This window comes from Woeseia oceani (assembly GCF_001677435.1).
GTDB classification, from domain to species: Bacteria; Pseudomonadota; Gammaproteobacteria; order Steroidobacterales; family Woeseiaceae; genus Woeseia; species Woeseia oceani.
In genome coordinates, this window is record NZ_CP016268.1 from 625,903 (window position 1) to 642,456 (window position 16,554).

Here is a 16,554-nt window from a genome sequence, read left to right on the forward strand (position 1 = left end):
CATGAACAAGCTCGACCTGAAGATCACCGGCGGGACTGTCGTGAATTCCGATGAGACGTTTCGTGCGGATGTTGGAATTCGCGACGGCGTTATCGTCGCGTTGGGCAAAGAACTCGGCGACGCCACCCGCAGCATTGATGCCAGTGGCAAGTATGTCCTGCCCGGTGGTATCGAGGCGCACTGCCATATCGAGCAGGAATCGTCGTCCGGCATCATGACCGCGGATGACTACTATTCGGGAAGTGTGTCCGCGGCATTCGGCGGCAATACCTGCCTTGTGCCATTTGCAGCCCAGCATCGCGGGCAAAAGCTTGCCGATGTGCTGACGACGTACCATGGCCGCGCCGCGCCGAAATCCGTGATCGACTATTCATTTCACTTGATTATTTCCGACCCGACCGACGATGTTTTGCGGCGGGAGTTGCCGGAAGCTATCGAAGCTGGAATCAGTTCGTTCAAAGTCTATATGACTTACGACAAGCTGCTCGTGGACGATGAGCAGATGCTCGACATCCTGGCGGTGGCAAAACGCCACGGCGCGCTGACCATGATTCACGCGGAGAACAACGCAATGATCAAGTGGATGAGCCATCGTCTGGTTGACGGCGGTTACGATGCGCCGAAACACCATGCGTTAAGTCATCCACGCTCCGCTGAATCGGAAGCTATTAATCGCGCGGTTACCCTGGCCGGGTTTCTCGATACGCCGATACTGATCGTGCATGTGTCGACCGAAGCCGGTGCGCGCATCATCGCCAAGGCTCGTTATGACGGCCACAAAGTGTTCGGCGAGACCTGCCCGCAGTACATGTTTCTGAATGCAGAACAGATGGACCTGCCGGGCATGGAGGGCGCGCAGCTGTGTTGCAGTCCGCCATTGCGTGATCGCGCGTCGCAAGAGGAAATCTGGCGTTGCCTGCAGAATGGCACGTTTCAGGTTTACTCGTCGGATCATGCCCCCTATCGGCTTGATGATACGGGCAAGCTGCGCGCTGGCCCGACACCGCCCTTTACCAGGATCGCGAACGGTTTGCCGGGCATAGAGCTGCGCCTGCCGTTGTTGTTCTCCGAGGGGGTGATGAAGGGGCGAATTTCACTGAATCACTTCGCAGCGCTGGCGGCTGGCAATGTCTCGAAAATTTATGGCATGGATCACCGCAAAGGCTCCGTAACCGAAGGCAAGGATGCCGATATCGCCATCTGGGACCCGGAACTTACCCGCATAGCGCGGGCCGCAGACCTGCACGACAACATGAACTACACGCCCTACGAAGGCATGCCGTTACGCGGCTGGCCTTCTGTGGTCATCGGTCGCGGCAATGTCATTATCGAGAACGACCAACTCAAAGTGGCGCGAGGCAATGGTGAGTTCGTGCCGCGACGGACGATTGATTGCACCGGCATGCCGGGCAGGGTTGCGCCTGAGCTGAATCCCGCCATAAATTTTGGCGTTGATCTGGACTTGTAAAGCGAGCGTTGCCGATGAACACCGTGCTGGTCATTAACCCCAACTCCAATGAAAGCGTGACGGCTGGTCTCGAGGCGGCGGTGCAGGGTTGGCAAGCGATGGCGGATGTCAGGGTTGAGTGCAGCACGCTCAGTGATGGACCGTTTGGCATCGAGAGTGATGCGGACATCCGTGCTGTTGAGCCACTGTTGCAGGCGGAAATGCAGCGTCGCAGCGATTGCGCTGCATTTGTCATCGCTTGTTACTCCGATCCAGGATTGGAGACCTGCCGACGGACGATGAGCAAGCCGGTATTCGGTATGCAGCAAAGTGCTGTTGCAACGGCAATTGCACAGGGCGGCAAGTTTGGAGTGCTGGCGCTATCGCAACGTTCAATAGAGAGGCATCTTGTTTACTTGCGGCGGCTCGGTGTGCGCCCGTTACTGGCGGGCGAGCGACCATTGGACCTGAGTGTTGACGAAGCTGCGAACGGCCCTGAGACACTCGAACGCATAGTCGAGAACGGGCGCCAACTGATCGATACTGACGGAGCCAGTGTCCTGATACTGGGTTGCGCGGGCATGGCCGTACACCGGCTGGCGGCCGAGCAGAAACTGGGGGTCGTGGTTGTCGACCCGGTGCAGGCCGCCACTGCATTTGCGGTTGCTGCTGTGGTCAACCGGCAGCAATAGCGAATCTGGATTAAGCATCCGCTATTGCCTTGCAGCCGTCTAAACGCTGCTGGTTGCTTTGCTCATGTTCTGCAACGCGGTTTGCAGCAGTTTGCGTGATGTGGCCAGGTTCATGCGCATCCGTCCGCCGCCGCCATAGCCGTAGCGAAAGCCATCATTGATTTGCACGCCCGCTTTCTCAACCAGGAATCGTTCGATCATGTGCTCCGGATGCAGCACTGGCATAGATGACTCACGACTACGGTTGGCATCGGCTGCAAGCTTGTCTGCGTCGATCTTGTCACTGAGGCTGCTGACGTCGAGCCAGGCAAGATAAGTTCCCTCTGGTTTCCTGAAGCTGACATGGGGAACGTGTTTCTCAATGTACTCTGCGGCGTAGTCCATGTTGTCGTCAATGTAGGCGACGACCTGGTCCAGCCAGTCCTCAGCTTCGTTGTACGCGACTTCAGATGCAATGATACCGAGCGTATTCACGGTCTGGTTGTGCCCTGTTCGTTTGATACGTTCCATGTAGTCGGCATTTCGCGAGAACAAATAAGCGCACTTGGTGGCAGCAAGGTTGAAAGATTTGCTGGTTGATTTGAAGGTGACGCTGTTGCGTACAATGGCTTCGTTGTCGAGTGATTCGAACGGCGTGTACTGGTTGCCACGGGTAACGAAATCGCAATGTATCTCGTCGGCAAAAACGACTACCCGACGACGCTCGCAGATTTCGCCCAGAGTCATGAGGTCATCGCGACTCCAGCAATTGCCCGTCGGATTTTGTGGATTGCACAAAATCAGCACGTTAGTGTCGTGGTCGATGCGGCGTTCCAGATCTTCAAAGTCCATCTGGTAATGACCATTGACGAGTTTCAACGGACTTTCTTCGACAGCGCAACCGGCGCCCGTGATCGTTGTGTAGAACGAGCTGTACGTCGGTGCCTGCAGTATGACCTTGCTGCCGGGCGGTGCGAACGCACGGAGGCCGCTTTGCAGGGCCGGGTTTACGCCGGTTGCGGTCATCAATAGCTCAGGCTTGATCTCGACGCCGTAACGCCGCTTGTTCCAGGTAATCATCGACTCCTTGAACGACGGTGGCACGTGCGCATAGCCCCAGTTTTCGTGTTGCATGCGTTCAAGCAGTGCTTTGGTAATTACCGGCGCGGTACGAAAGTCCATGTCAGCAATGCCCATGGCGGCCACGATTTTCCTGTTATCGAATAGCTCGATCTGCTTGTCCCACTTGTAGCAATCCGAACCTATGCGATTGTAGGGCTCGTCAAAATCGTATTTTCTCTTGCGGGTTGTTGAGTTGCCGGGTGCGGCGTAGGTGGTCGTTGCGGCGCCGCCTGATGCGGCGGCAAGCGCAGTCAGGCTTGCATTCCTCAAGAACGTGCGTCGATTGAGCTCAGCTTGTCCTGCCATTCGATGATCCCCCCTCATTGAATGTTGCGTGGATAGTTGTTGCTTGCTCTCCGTGTGTTGTGGTCAGAACCTGATACTTACCCAAGCGAAATACGGTGCCGGTTGAACCGTGTTTCGATGAGCAGTTACAGCATAGGCCTTGCGGCAGGCGGGCGCAAAAAAGCGCCTGGCGGCAGATGCAGGTGAGTTGCGGAGTGACAAGTTTCAGTTGTTACGCTGGCGCTGAAGCGCATGGCCGGATTGGCCGAACAAGCAAGTGCGCAGTTTGCACCGCGGGCAAAAGGTACTCTGTCAGATTGACAAGTCGCGCGAGGCCGATCAGCGTTTGCGCGGAACGACCGTGATCTTGTCCAGCGCGCCATCCTGGTAATCGAGCGCAGTATCGCCGGACGGGTAGCGGCTCAGAGACAGCACATACGCAAGTATGTCGACGTACTCCTGCTGGCGCAGAGATGCGGGGTTACTCTCGGGCATCGACGAGCTCATTATCAGGTACATCATGCCGAGCGGTTGTCCTTCCCAGCGCTTCAGGACGGGACGAAAGTATTTCTTGTCGTGGCAGATCAGACAGTGCTGTTCGTAGAGTGCTTCACCGGACTCCGCTTGCGCATCTGTGTAAACGCCGTCCGCGATGGTCCTGTCATCGGCAAATACCTGCGAAGACACCAAAAGGGCTAATACCAAAGCGTAGCGTAAGGCTGACAACATGTTCTTTCCTGATACAAGGTGGGCTGCCGTTGCCGGCGAGCGTACTTCAAAAAGCTTATGACCGGCAAAACCGTTCAGCGTTCAGCAGACTAAAGGCTCCGGAGTAACACCCCGGAGCCTTTATTTTCGCGCACTGCCAACTTAGTAGTCAGCGAGTGCCATTGCAGTCAGGCGTGGGCCTGTTTGCAACATAATGTACTGCTTGCCCTCATGTACGTAGGTCATCATGCCGTACGAGCTGCGCTCCGGCACTTCGACTTTGCCCAGTTGTTCGCCAGTCTTCTTGTCGATGGCATACAGGTACGGCGTACCGTCACTGCCATCACCGGCATAAAAGAGCAGTTCGCTGGTCACCGTCATCGGTGCGGCGCGGCCAGTTCCCGTGTTGGGAATGTCCATGTCCTTAAGCGCTGGATGGTTCAGGACGATTTCCGGGGTCTCGCCAACCGGGATGTACCAAAGGTGTTCACCGGTGTTCATGTCGATTGCAGTGATGCGGCTGTAAGGTGGCTTGAACATGTTAAGGCCGTCAGGTCCGCGAACACCAAAGCCGCTGAGCACGGCGTAATCGGCGATAGTGGTGCCGGTGGGTTCTTCCAGGATAGCGTCACGTTCTGCCCCGGGCGCGATGATGCGCGTCGTGCAGTGCTTGCGTGACGTGACGTACAAAATACCGGTTGTCGGATCAGCCGCTGCCGGACCGTCGATATTTACGCCACCGATGTCACCAGGGCACCACAAGGCTGCTTTGTAGCCTTCGTCGTTGTCACGATGGAGCGGCGGCTGAAACAGAGGTCCGGTATCGTAGTCTTTCAGGATCTCGATCATCTCTGCACGAAGCTCGGGCGTGAAATCGATGAGGTCATCTTCGGTCAGGCCCTGGTTGTCGAACGGCGCTGGCTTGGTTGGGAAGGGCTGCGTCTTGGACAGTTTCTCTCCCGGGATCTTGGACGCAGGCACCGGACGTTCTTCAATCGGCCAGATAGGTTCGCCAGTAACCCGATTGAACGTGTAGGTGAAGGCCTGCTTGGTGACCTGCGCAACGATAGGCACAGTCTTGCCGTTCATCTGCACGTCCAGAAGGACGGGAGCCGTAGGCGTGTCGTAGTTCCAGATATCGTGGTGCACTAACTGAAAGTGCCATTTCCGCTTGCCGGTCTTTACGTCAAGTGCGATCAGGCTCGTCGAAAACAGGTTGTCGCCGGGACGGAAGCCGCCATAGAAATCGAGTGTGGCGCCGTTGGTTGGCACATAGACGATGCCGCGTTCCTGGTCGGCGGACAAAGGTGCCCAGGACGAAATGTCACCTGTCCATTTCCAGGCGTCGTTTTCCCAGGTCTCATGCCCGAACTCTCCGGGACCGGGAAGGACATTGAATTTCCACAGTAACTTGCCGGTCTTTGCATCGTAGCCGAGGATGTCGCCGGGAATGTTTTCTATGCGCGACTGGTTGTAGCCCTGTTCATGCGAGTTGCCAACAACGACTACACCATTGACGACGATCGGCGGCGCGGAGGCAGTGATATACCCTGTCTCCATCGGTATGCCTTCATACGGTGTGTACTTGTGTCCGAGGTCGGCGACCATATCGACAACACCGGTTTTCGGGAAACCCTCGATGGGCACAGGCTTGCCAAAGCCTTTCAGCGGTTCGCCGGTTTTAGCGTCGAGTGCGGTGAGGAAAAACGCCGGCGATGAAATGTAGATAACGCCTTTGCCGTCCACTTTGCCATACGCTACGCCCTTGCCGTAATCCTTGCGCATCGAATATTCGTAGCGTCGGGTATTGGGCTCGCGATACGACCAGATCGTTTCGCCGGTCTTGGGGTCAATGGCAACGACATGCCGGCGTGGACCCGCCACCGTGTACAGCATCCCATCTATGTAGCTGGGTGTTGAGCGGCCGCTGGCGGCATTAAAGCTGGCGCCGTCCCATATCCACGCTTCTTCGAGTTCATCGAAATTGTCAGCGTTGATTTCGTTGGCTGGTGAGTAGCGGGTATGGGCGGAATCGCCACCCAGATAGTGCCATTCGCCATTCTTCGTGCCTGGCGCTTCTGCAGCAAAGCTGAGAGGCGCAAGCGAGCATGCTGCGGCTACAGCCAGAATTCTGGCACACCAAGACAGCGTACGTCGTTCGTTCATAAATTTCCCCCCGGGGTAAGCACCCGCTCCGCAAAATGCCGGTAGTCTCCATACTCGGCATGAAACGGCTGCTTGACTGGCTTATCGAATACCAGAGACAAAGCGTCCACGCAGCATACCGCAGCGGAAATAAGAGGAAAACCAATTCATCTGAAAGCGATTGCGCACTCTGGTCCAGACCGTTGGCCGCCAGCAATGCGGGTAGTTGGGCCAAAAAAAACGCCGGCGAACCGGCGTTTCAGGTTGATTCGTTCGCGCCCTGTCAGGCGCTGACAGGGCCGTTAAGCAGGGCATCCCGGGTCAACGCCACGACCAGGTCCACCTCTGCCTCGCTAATGAGAAACGATGGTGTGTAACGCAGCGAGTTCGTGCCGCCGTGTATCACGCCCAGTCCATTGCGGCGAAGATACTCTTCGGTACTGTTTGCGCCGTAACATTTGTAGCGTGGATGCAGTTCGCAGCTCAGCAGCAAACCGGTGCCCTGAACTTTGCTTATTGCATCACCCAGCTCATCTTTAAGCTTCGCGAAACCGGCTAACATTTGCTTGCCACGAGCACGTATGTTTTCACGCACTTCGGGTGTGATGTGTTCCAGTACGGTTACGGCGACATCAAGTGCGCGTGGGTTGCTGGTCATCGTGTTGCCATAGACACCCTGGCGGTACATCGTTGCTGCGCGCCCGGCCATCGCCAGTACTGACAAGGGGAATTGGCCGGCATTTAATGCCTTCGAATAGGTTTCCATGTCGGGTGGCGGCAGATCGCTAAAGCCGGGGTAATCGACTATCGAAAGTACACCGTGCGCGCGCAGCCCGGCCTGAATTGAATCCACCATGAACATTGCGCCGTGAGCTTCCGTTAACTCGCGGGCACGCATGTAAAACTCGGGAGTAATGGCCTGACCGGGATTGCCTTCGCCCATCACCGGTTCCATGAAGAAGGCTTCGATGAATACCTTGTCTGCTTCTGCGGCCGCAAACACCTTTTCCAGTTCTTCGATGTTGTTCGGCTCGACTGTCAGCAAGTACTCATTGTCATGCTGAAACGATGCCAGATGTTTGCGATAAGCCTTGAGCGTGGAATGGGAAAATCGCGCTGGTCGATCGGTGCGGCCGTGAAAACTGCCACGCAAAGTCAGCCCGCGAATTTCCCGTCCCTCATGCCGGGCGCCGGGGTCTGTCATTTCCTTGGCATTGATGTCCGCGAGTCGCGAAGCAACCGATACGGATTCCGAGCCGCTGTTCAGGCACAGAAACCGGTCGTACGGAGTGCCGTTCTTGCGGGTATGGCCAATCTCCGATCGCAGGTGACGAATGAAATACATCTGGCTGACGCTGGGCGTCATAATATTCGCCATGACGTGCGGCTGGTTCATCGTGTCGAGTACTGACTCCGGAACGTGACCGAGGCCGAGCATTCCGTAGCCGCCGCAATCGTAGACAACAGCGCCCTTGAGCGAAATGATCCACGGTCCCTGTGCGGCGACAGCAATGTAGGGGTTTACAGCATCGGCAGCGTAAAAATTAATGATGCCGTCCTGCACCTGTTTCATTTGTGCGGATTCGTCCAGCGCCAGTAACTCCGGCTCGGCATCCTGCAGGTCCTGAAATACGGCGTAAGCGCGGTCGATCGCTGCGGCGAGTGTTTCATCGTCGGCAAGGAACTGCCTGATGGCGTCGTCATGCAACCCACTCGTCAATGCGCTGCCGCCTGCGGCGCGCATTTCCTGCAGGTGACTCAGGTGAAATTCGGTATCGACAACGTGCGCGGGCTGGGCCATACGGACTCCTCAAAATTCCACTGTTCTATCCAAATTAGCCGGTTATTCTAGCAAATTGGCGTTTACCACTGCGTGACCACATTCCGTAATTTTCGATCTGCACAGCGCGATCATTGCTGGAAGCCGCACCGTTGTAACGTTCATGGACCCGGTGAATCGGGGGGGGTGGGGCGCGTCGACGACCGAGCGCGTGCGAGTTTGCGCCGTATTCTGACTCGCTGCCGGCACAGCCTTGCGCGCCTGCGGACGATTGGACATAAGCAGCCAGCTCTTATCGCGTTGATTTGCCACATATGGGCGTAGCCGAATAAGTGTTGAAAACGCCGTGTCTGTTAGCCCGGTAACTGAGACCTGGGTCGTTGTGCGGGTCGCCCGGCAGGCTATTCTGAAGGGCTTGGGTTGCATGCCCGGCGTTCTTGACGCTGAAGAGCGCGTCATAGTTGCAGGGCCCGATACACCGGAAGGATTCCGTGGCGTTGCGATTTCGTTTCTCAATAGTAATTCTTGCACTGACTTTGTCGGGCTGCGGGCTCCTGCAAACGCCCGTTGAGCCACCCGTTGTCGAACCGCTACCTGCTCCCCCGGCACCTGCGCCTCAACCCGAACCGGAGGCCCCCGTCGCAGAACCGCCACCGGCGCCGCGCCCGGCACCGGCACCGGCACCGGAACCCGAGCCGGCATTGTTCAAAATTGCGGTGGTGTTGAGCAGCCGCGCACCCGCGTATACCGGGGTCGCCGATGCGCTTGCCGATCTCATTGATGACGTGGAAGTCTATGACCTGACTGACCGCAGTCTGTCGCCGCGCGATGCGTTTGCAGCGATGCACGATTCTGCAGCGGGCGCTGTCGTGGCGATAGGCTTGCGTGCTGCCGTTTACGCGCGTGACTATGCCGCGATCCCGGTCGTGTTCAGCCAGGTATTCAACGACACTGACCATGGCTTGCTTGGCGAGCGGGTCCGCGGCGTTTCTGCAATTCCGCCCTTGTCGGCGCAGCTTGCCGCCTGGCTGGAAATCGCGCCGGACATGCAGGCTGTCGGTGCGATTATCGGCAGCGGGCACGAGCGTTTGATAGCGGAGGCCATCGCCGCGGCTACAGAACACGGTCTTGATTTTAAATACCAGACCGCCGCATCCGATCGCGAGACACTGTACCTGTTCACCCGCATGGCCCCGGCTATCGACGGCTTCTGGCTGTTTCCGGATAACCGCATTCTGAGCGTCGCCGTGTTGCGTGAACTGTTCGAACACGCGACCCGGCGAGGTGTACAGATAGCGGTGTTTAATGATGCTCTCCTGGAGCTTGGTGCGTCGCTCAGCTCAACAACGCTGGAAGAAGACATCGCCGCAACCCTGGTATCGATCCTGGAGGCAATTCAGCGCAACGGTGTCGACGATGTTCAGGCGTTCACGCCGCTGCACGGAATTCGAATTCAGGTAAGCACGAAGTTGCAGAATCGGCTGCAATCAACCGCCGGTGCCAGCGCCGGGGCGAGCCCATGATGCGCTGGTTGTGGGCATTGCGGCATCGCGATAAGTCGCTTGAGAAAACTGCGGCTTTGAACCTTGTTGCGGGCAAGCGGGTTCTGATCAACGAGATTCTTTCGCTGCAAATCCTGATTACCGCCGTTATCGGCGCATTGGCCATCGCTGGCTTGTACTTTGGTGGGCAGTGGGTCTTGCAGAAGAACTACAGCCGCTGGGCATTGCAGTGGACTGAGGAACTTCATGAACTCGGTGCGCCGCTGTACTTGCCAGGTGATGAGACCGTTTCCCTGCGACTCGAAAGTTACATCGACCGCTACCCGGAAATCGAGAAAGTGTCGTACTTCCGTCTGGATGGTTCAGCGATAACCAGTCTTGCCCACAAAGACGCCGGCTATGTCGATAGCGATTTCTCGATGTCCGAAGAACAGCTGGCGCGGGTTTCTGCCCTGGTCGGAACCGAGCAGCCATATTTAATGGAAAGTACGCTGCTCAATGTTCGTTCGTTTGACATCTATGCGCCGATTTGGACGGAATCGATAGCGGATGACGGCTTGTTCAATTTCGACCCGCTAAATGTGCAGGATGACAATCCAATGGATCTGGTTGGCTTCGTAGGCCTGCAGCTCGACTTCACCGAGTTTCACGACAACCTTGTCGGTAACATCAAACTGGCAACGCTGGTCTTGCTGGTTCTGCTCGTCTTGTCCGGTTTTATTGGCCGACTGTCGTTGCGTCGTGCGTTGCGATCAATTTCCGATCTGCACTATCCCATATCGGAACTGGCAAAAGGCAATCTCTCGGTCCGCTTCAAGCCCGCCGCACATCGCGAGATTTCCGAGATCGTTGAGGCGTTGAAACTTACAGCGAAAGAGTTGGGCGAACGGGATGCGCGCCTGTTGAAGCTGGCCAATCACGATGCATTAACCGGTTTGATCAATCGCCGACGGTTTGTTGAAAAGGTCGAACTTTTGCTTGCCGACACGAAGCGATCACGCAGCAAAGGCGCGCTGTTGTTCATCGATCTTGATCAATTCAAGTACATCAATGACACCTGCGGTCATCCGGCGGGTGACAGGCTGATCATCAAGGTTGCCGAGCAGCTCAGTGCGTCGGTCGGGGATGCCGGAGTTGTTGCTCGCTTTGGCGGCGATGAGTTCGCTGTTCTCCTTTACGACGTTAGAAAGCGTGAGACCATCGCGGTCGGAGAACGCATACTTGAAGAAATGCGGCAACTAGTCCATCTGGAGGACAACACAACATTCCACGTGCATTGCAGCATCGGCGCCACCATGATTCGCGGCGCTGGTGGCGGGCACGATGATCTGATCGCCCGGGCGGATATCGCGTGCCGCGAAGCAAAGCTGCGCGGCCGCAATCGGCTCGAGTTCTACAAGGTGTCCCGGCATGAGGCCGAGCAAATGGCGACAGACGTCGGTTGGATGCGGCGTTTGCGGGAAGCTATTGATAATGATTCGTTCGTGCTTCGCTACCAGGCAATTGCACACGTGGACAGTGGCGAGATTGCGCACCATGAAGTCCTGCTGCGTATGCAGGCCGAGAACGGTCAGCTCATAGCGCCGGATGTGTTTTTGCCCGCGGCGGTACGTTTTGGCCTGATGGCGGAAATCGACGCCTGGATGATTCGCAACGTCATCGCTGCACTGTCGACCATGCAAAAAGATGACCCTGACCTGAAACTGGCGATCAATCTCTCGGCCAATGCGTTTGAAACGGAAAATCTTTCAACTTACGTGCAAGCGCAACTTGACTTGCACAACGTTGATGCCCGAAAGGTGCTGTTTGAAATTACGGAAAACCTCGCGGTTCGTCATCTGACTCACGTTGAAAAGCAGATTTCTTCGCTGCGCGAGATGGGCTGCGCTGTTGCACTGGACGATTTCGGCAAAGGCTACAGTTCGCTTGGGCACTTGCAGCAGTTGTCCGTCGACTACATCAAGATCGATGGTTCCTTCATACGCAATCTGGCAAAGAATGCGGTGGATCAGAAAATGGTGCGTCTCATTGGCGAGATTGGCAATGAAGCGGGCATGAAGACAGTCGCAGAATACGTGCAGAATGCCGCTTCATACTCCTTGCTGGGAGAACTGGGCATAGACTATGCGCAAGGCCATTATGTGGGCAAGCCGCTCGCGGCACCTTCCAGCAAGCCGGTACCCGTGCCTCTGACCAGCAAGCGACGCCGCAAGAGCGGTGGCGGATAGCAGAGTCTGGCGGCTTACTGCCGAAGGTCTTCCGGAAGCGTGGGCGACGACAGTATCTCCGCGAACCGCCGCCAGCGCTCTGCCTGATCGGCTGAGCCACGTTCAACGTAATTGGCAACCATGTCCTGACCGAGGTTGTAGTTGATAACGTAGCTGCGATAGGTATCGAAGAAAGAAACGCGCTGGCGTGCCCGCTCGGGTGACGACAGGGCGTAGCGTACCAGCCAGGCGGCAGCCTGTTCTCTGTCTGTCTTGCCATCGAGGTAGTCCCGCGCTGCTTCATTTCCCGCATAGCTCAACTTTTTTGTCAGGTCGAGTATTTCGTAGTAACGGTCGGCGTCGTCGGTGTTTAAGCCGGCAAGTGGGAATAGCACATCCTTCTCGAACTGGATGCGGTCGCTGTCAGGGAACGCAAGGCGTATGCCGTAGTTGCCGCTGCCTTCGGCAATCAGCGACATCGGGCTGAACAACGGGTACAGGGAAAACTCGAGCCAGCCCTGGTCATTGACCAGGTTTTCTTCCAGCAGCAAGTTGAATACGTGATGCCCCGGGTAGCCCTCGTGGCAACCGAGATCGATGGCGCGCTCGATTTTGATTGGCAGATCTGTGTTGACCTGTATCAGGCTTGTTGAATTGCCCTGGTACCAGTTGTAACCGGACCACGGCTTATCGGTCACAAACTCCGTACTGAAAGACTCGTTGTCGGTCAGTTGAATGTGCTCCAGCGTACGACGACGGCATTCCTGAATGGCGGCATCGAAAACGCCCGCCAGCCTCTCTTGCGGAATTTCAAACTGCTCGTAGAATTGGTTGACCCGGTCCGAGGTCGTACCTTCACCCGGCAGTAACGCATCGATTTCCCGGAGTATTTCTTCAAAATAGCTGGCGTCGTGGTCAGGGGCCACGGCGTTGAACAAGCGGCGGGATTCTTCATCAAACGTGAATGTTTCGCCTTGTTTCATGGCTACGCGTGTCAACAGGGCGTTCACGCGTGCCTGCAGGCCTTTGATACGGGCGCCAAGCAGGTCGTCGTCTGCATACTGCGGCCACGTGGCCAGTGTTGCCTGCAGTGCGGTGGCCCGTTCGCGTATGGCGGCCAGACCAAGTTGCAGTTGCTCGGCTTGCAGCCGGAGGTTTTCCGGCCCGAAGTAGGCATCGACATGGCTGGGGTCGTGAGCAACCATGCTGAGTTCCAGTACAAGGTAGTCTTTCGCAACGTCATTCAGATCCTGCACCGCAGGTGCCGTGACCGGTACAGACGGGCTCTCGGAACTGCAGGCGGCGAGCACGATCGCAAATAAGACGGAAAGAACATGCTTGTGCATAGCGAAACCTTTCGGTTGAATGGAGCCGGATTCAGAGCCAAGCATCATAGTGCCGCGATCGGCTACCGGCAAACGGGCAAGTCGCTCCGCATATTGCAATTTCGGCCGAAAAAGCAGGGCCAGTGCGGTTGCAAGGCGCTAAGATGCACATGGATCAATTGGATAGAACACTATGCAGCCTCAACGCGATACACCCTGGACGCTGATCCTGATCGCCGCAGCGGTAGTGGCTGTATTGGCCGGTTGGTATTTTTGGCAGCCAGCACCGCAGCCAGCCGCCGAAGTACCGGTCAGTACCGCGGTTCCCGGGTTGGACGACGCTCCTGCCGGACCGCAGCACCCGCTCCCGGAACCGGGCGACGATTCTGATATTGAGCGTGAACTGGTGCCATTGCCGGCGCTGAGTGACAGTGATCAGTACTTCAAACTTGAATTGTCGACGCTGTTCGGGCCGGCACTGGCCGATGCTTTGATCAGTTCGGCGCTCATCGAACGGCTGGTGGCCACGATCGACAGTTTGACGCGGGCGCAACTGGCGGAGCGCATCAGGCCGATGTCCGCATTGCCTGGCCAGTTGGAGGTTGCCGGACAGGATGGTTCCGGTGATTACCTGCTGTTGAGCGACAACTATGCTCGTTATGACGCATTGGTAGAACAGGTTACGACAGCCAACCTGGACGAGGTGATGGACCTGTATCGGCGTTATTACCCGCTGTTTCAGAAAGCGTACGTCGGGCTCGGGTATCCCAACGGGTATTTCAACGATCGACTGGTTGAGGTTATTGATCACCTGCTGGCGACGCCGGAGGTCAGTGACCCGATTGTGCTGGTACGGCCGCACGTTCTGTACGAGTTTGCCGATGAAGAGCTTGAATCGTTGTCCAGCGGTCAGAAAATGCTGATACGCATTGGTCCGCAACACCGGGCGGCGATTAAAGAAACCTTGATACGCTTTCGTACTCTGGTGACTAGCCGCACTGAATCGCTCTGACATGGGCAACTGTTGCGATGGTGTCGGCTTGTCACTTACATTCTCATGCGCAGCGACATTGGCTGGTGCGACAGCTCGTGTTGCCGACGATTAGCAAATCCTGAAAAAAAATTCTTCCCGGGAGTGAAGGTATGCGTTTTGTTCTTTTGGCACTGATGGTAGCAGGCGGTGTGCAGTTGTCTGTTGCGGACGAGCTGTTGGGCTTCGATCAGCCTCGCAGCGAAGCGCAACGCGCGTTGGAATCGCGATTTGATCAATACATCAGTGCAGAAGAACAGACGGAATGGCTGCGACGCTTGTCGGCCAAGCCGCACCACGTAGGCTCAACAGCGGGCAAGGAAAACGCGGAGTACATCGCGGCGTTGCTGGAATCGTGGGGGTATTCGGTTGAGATTGCCGAGTACAGCATCTTGCTGCCGACGCCCAAAACCCGTGAGCTGGAATTGCTTGCGCCGCAGCAGTACACCGCGGGGCTCGAGGAAGACACTCTGGCGGAAGATCCGAGCACGGCGGTGCGGGATGAGCTTCTGCCACCGTATAACGCGTTTTCCACTGACGGTGAAGTGGAAGGCGAACTGGTGTTCGTCAATTACGGCATACCCGAAGATTACGAGCTGCTCGAACGCTACGGGGTCAGCGTGGAAGGCAAGATTGCCATCGCGAAGTACGGCAAGTCCTGGCGTGGGATCAAGCCGAAGCTGGCGGGCGAGAAAGGTGCGATTGCGACCATCATCTACTCCGACCCGGGTGACGACGGTTATGCGGCGGGCGATGTCTACCCCAAGGGGCCGTTCAAGCACGAGAGTGCCGTACAGCGGGGCTCGGTAATGGACATGCCAACTTACCCCGGCGACGTGCTGACGCCAGGCATCGGCGCGACGGCCGATGCCAAGCGTCTGGATCGAAACAATGCACCGACGATCACCAAAATTCCCGTGCTGCCGATTTCCGCACGAGATGCGCTGCCCTTGCTGGCGGCCATGGACGGTGCCGTTGTTCCCAATGAGTGGCGTGGCGGTTTGCCCATTACCTACCACCTCGGGCCGGGTCCTGCGCGGGTGCGTATGAAGCTTGAGTTCAACTGGGATACGGTCACGGCTTACAACGTGATCGCGAGGCTGGAAGGCAGCGAGTTCCCGGAGCAATGGGTTATTCGCGGCAATCACCACGATGGCTGGAATCACGGTGCCGCCGACCCGGTATCGGGCATTGTCGCGATGCTTTCTGAGGCAAAAGCCATTGGTGAGTTGGCGAAAGCGGGCCAGAGGCCTGCACGAACGATTATTTTCGCAGCCTGGGATGCCGAAGAACCGGGCCTGATTGGCTCGACGGAATGGGCTGAAGATCATGCCGATGAGCTGCGCAAACACGCGGTCGCCTACTTGAACACGGACGGCAACAGTCGCGGCTTCATCAGTGTTGGTGGTAGCCACACGCTCGAACGATTTCTGGATGGAGTCGTTGATGATGTGACTGATCCGCAAACCGGGGTCAGTCTGAAGGAGCGCCGTAAGGCGGCGATGACGACGGCGGCCAGTAGCGACAAGGCACGCGCGGAGGCGAAGCGCAGCAGCCTGCGTTTATACCCGATGGGTTCCGGCTCAGACTACACGCCGTTCCTGCAACACCTCGGCATTGCTTCCGTAAACTTCGGCTTTGGCGGCGAGGGCGCGAGCGGCAGTTATCACACCTTGTATGACACCTTCGAGCACTACACCACCTGGCGTGATCCGGGGCTGCACTACGGTGCCGCACTTTCCAAGGTGGCTGGTCGTGCAACATTGCGGTTGGCCAATGCGCCGCTGCTGCCGTTTGAGTTTGAAGGGTTTACTGACAATGTCGCGATGTACATAGACGAGCTTGAGGCTCTGGCCGACGACTTGCGTAAAGAGACCGCCAGTCAGAATCAACAAATCGAAGACGGTTTGTACGCATTGGCGCTGGATCCGACCGGCCCCCTGGGGCCGCCCACGGCCAAGCCCAAAGTGCCGTACTTTTCGTTCGCGCCATTGCGAAACGCACTGGAGCGACTGCAAGCGGCCGCGCAGGCATACGATGCCGCAGTGGCTGACAGTGGCCGCTCATCACGCACGATCAATGAACTGCTTTACACCAGTGAACGGCTGCTCACCCGCGATCAGGGATTGAGCGGGCGACCCTGGTACAAGCACCACATATACGCACCCGGTTTTTACACTGGCTACGGTGTCAAAACGATACCGGGTGTACGTGAGGCCATTGAGCAGCGGCAATACGACGCGGTCGCGCCGCAGGTCGACATAGCGGCTGCCGTCCTGCTGAGAATGGCCGAGAGAATCGAATCGGTCACCGACATGTTGGAGAGGTAATC

At 57.0% G+C, this 16,554-nt stretch carries 11 protein-coding genes; 6 read left to right on the top strand and 5 right to left on the bottom strand.

Going from position 1 to position 16,554, the window contains the following annotated elements; translation table 11 throughout:
- Window position 1: 1 nt before the first annotated feature.
- Together hydA and BA177_RS02695 are read left to right on the top strand one after the other, a co-directional pair.
- On the top strand, window positions 2-1,468 hold the full coding sequence (gene hydA / locus BA177_RS02690; RefSeq protein WP_068612528.1) for a dihydropyrimidinase: 1,467 nt from the start codon (window positions 2-4) through the stop codon (window positions 1,466-1,468).
- Window positions 1,469-1,482: 14 nt separating this feature from the next.
- Window positions 1,483-2,139: an aspartate/glutamate racemase family protein gene (locus tag BA177_RS02695; protein WP_068612531.1), complete on the top strand. Its 657-nt coding sequence runs from the start codon at window positions 1,483-1,485 to the stop codon at window positions 2,137-2,139.
- A gap of 39 nt (window positions 2,140-2,178) precedes the next feature.
- Here the strand turns inward: BA177_RS02695 and BA177_RS02700 are convergent, their stop codons facing one another.
- The 4 genes from BA177_RS02700 to BA177_RS02715 all read right to left on the bottom strand — a co-directional run bounded on the left by BA177_RS02700 (window position 2,179) and on the right by BA177_RS02715 (window position 8,179).
- Window positions 2,179-3,546 carry a MalY/PatB family protein gene (locus BA177_RS02700; RefSeq protein WP_068612533.1) on the bottom strand — a complete coding sequence of 456 codons (1,368 nt, stop codon included), beginning with the start codon at window positions 3,544-3,546 and terminating at the stop codon, window positions 2,179-2,181.
- A 318-nt stretch (window positions 3,547-3,864) separates the two neighbouring features.
- A complete protein-coding gene (locus tag BA177_RS02705) occupies window positions 3,865-4,254 on the bottom strand; it encodes a c-type cytochrome (protein WP_068612536.1) in 390 nt (129 codons plus the stop codon).
- 141 nt (window positions 4,255-4,395) lie between these two features.
- A complete protein-coding gene (locus BA177_RS02710; RefSeq protein ID WP_068612540.1) occupies window positions 4,396-6,399 on the bottom strand; it encodes an outer membrane protein assembly factor BamB family protein in 2,004 nt (667 codons plus the stop codon).
- A 262-nt stretch (window positions 6,400-6,661) separates the two neighbouring features.
- Window positions 6,662-8,179, bottom strand: coding sequence for an aminotransferase class III-fold pyridoxal phosphate-dependent enzyme (locus tag BA177_RS02715; protein ID WP_068612543.1), 1,518 nt, complete (start codon window positions 8,177-8,179; stop codon window positions 6,662-6,664).
- A gap of 680 nt (window positions 8,180-8,859) precedes the next feature.
- Between BA177_RS02715 and BA177_RS18500 the strand changes: the two genes are divergently transcribed.
- Together BA177_RS18500 and BA177_RS02725 are read left to right on the top strand one after the other, a co-directional pair.
- A complete protein-coding gene (locus tag BA177_RS18500; RefSeq protein WP_156762663.1) occupies window positions 8,860-9,681 on the top strand; it encodes a type 1 periplasmic-binding domain-containing protein in 822 nt (273 codons plus the stop codon).
- Entirely contained in the window at window positions 9,678-11,888 is a 2,211-nt protein-coding gene (locus tag BA177_RS02725) for a putative bifunctional diguanylate cyclase/phosphodiesterase (protein WP_068612549.1), read from the top strand. The genes BA177_RS18500 and BA177_RS02725 overlap by 4 nt, the downstream gene beginning before the upstream one ends.
- A gap of 14 nt (window positions 11,889-11,902) precedes the next feature.
- Here the strand turns inward: BA177_RS02725 and BA177_RS02730 are convergent, their stop codons facing one another.
- Window positions 11,903-13,213, bottom strand: a complete 1,311-nt coding sequence (locus tag BA177_RS02730; RefSeq protein WP_068618784.1) for a hypothetical protein — start codon at window positions 13,211-13,213, stop codon at window positions 11,903-11,905.
- Between the two features lie 172 nt (window positions 13,214-13,385).
- On the opposite strand from BA177_RS02730, the gene BA177_RS02735 reads away from it, so the two are divergent.
- Together BA177_RS02735 and BA177_RS02740 are read left to right on the top strand one after the other, a co-directional pair.
- On the top strand, window positions 13,386-14,204 hold the full coding sequence (locus BA177_RS02735; protein ID WP_068612551.1) for a DUF3014 domain-containing protein: 819 nt from the start codon (window positions 13,386-13,388) through the stop codon (window positions 14,202-14,204).
- A gap of 131 nt (window positions 14,205-14,335) precedes the next feature.
- Window positions 14,336-16,552 carry a transferrin receptor-like dimerization domain-containing protein gene (locus tag BA177_RS02740; protein WP_068612554.1) on the top strand — a complete coding sequence of 739 codons (2,217 nt, stop codon included), beginning with the start codon at window positions 14,336-14,338 and terminating at the stop codon, window positions 16,550-16,552.
- Window positions 16,553-16,554 lie beyond the last annotated feature (2 nt).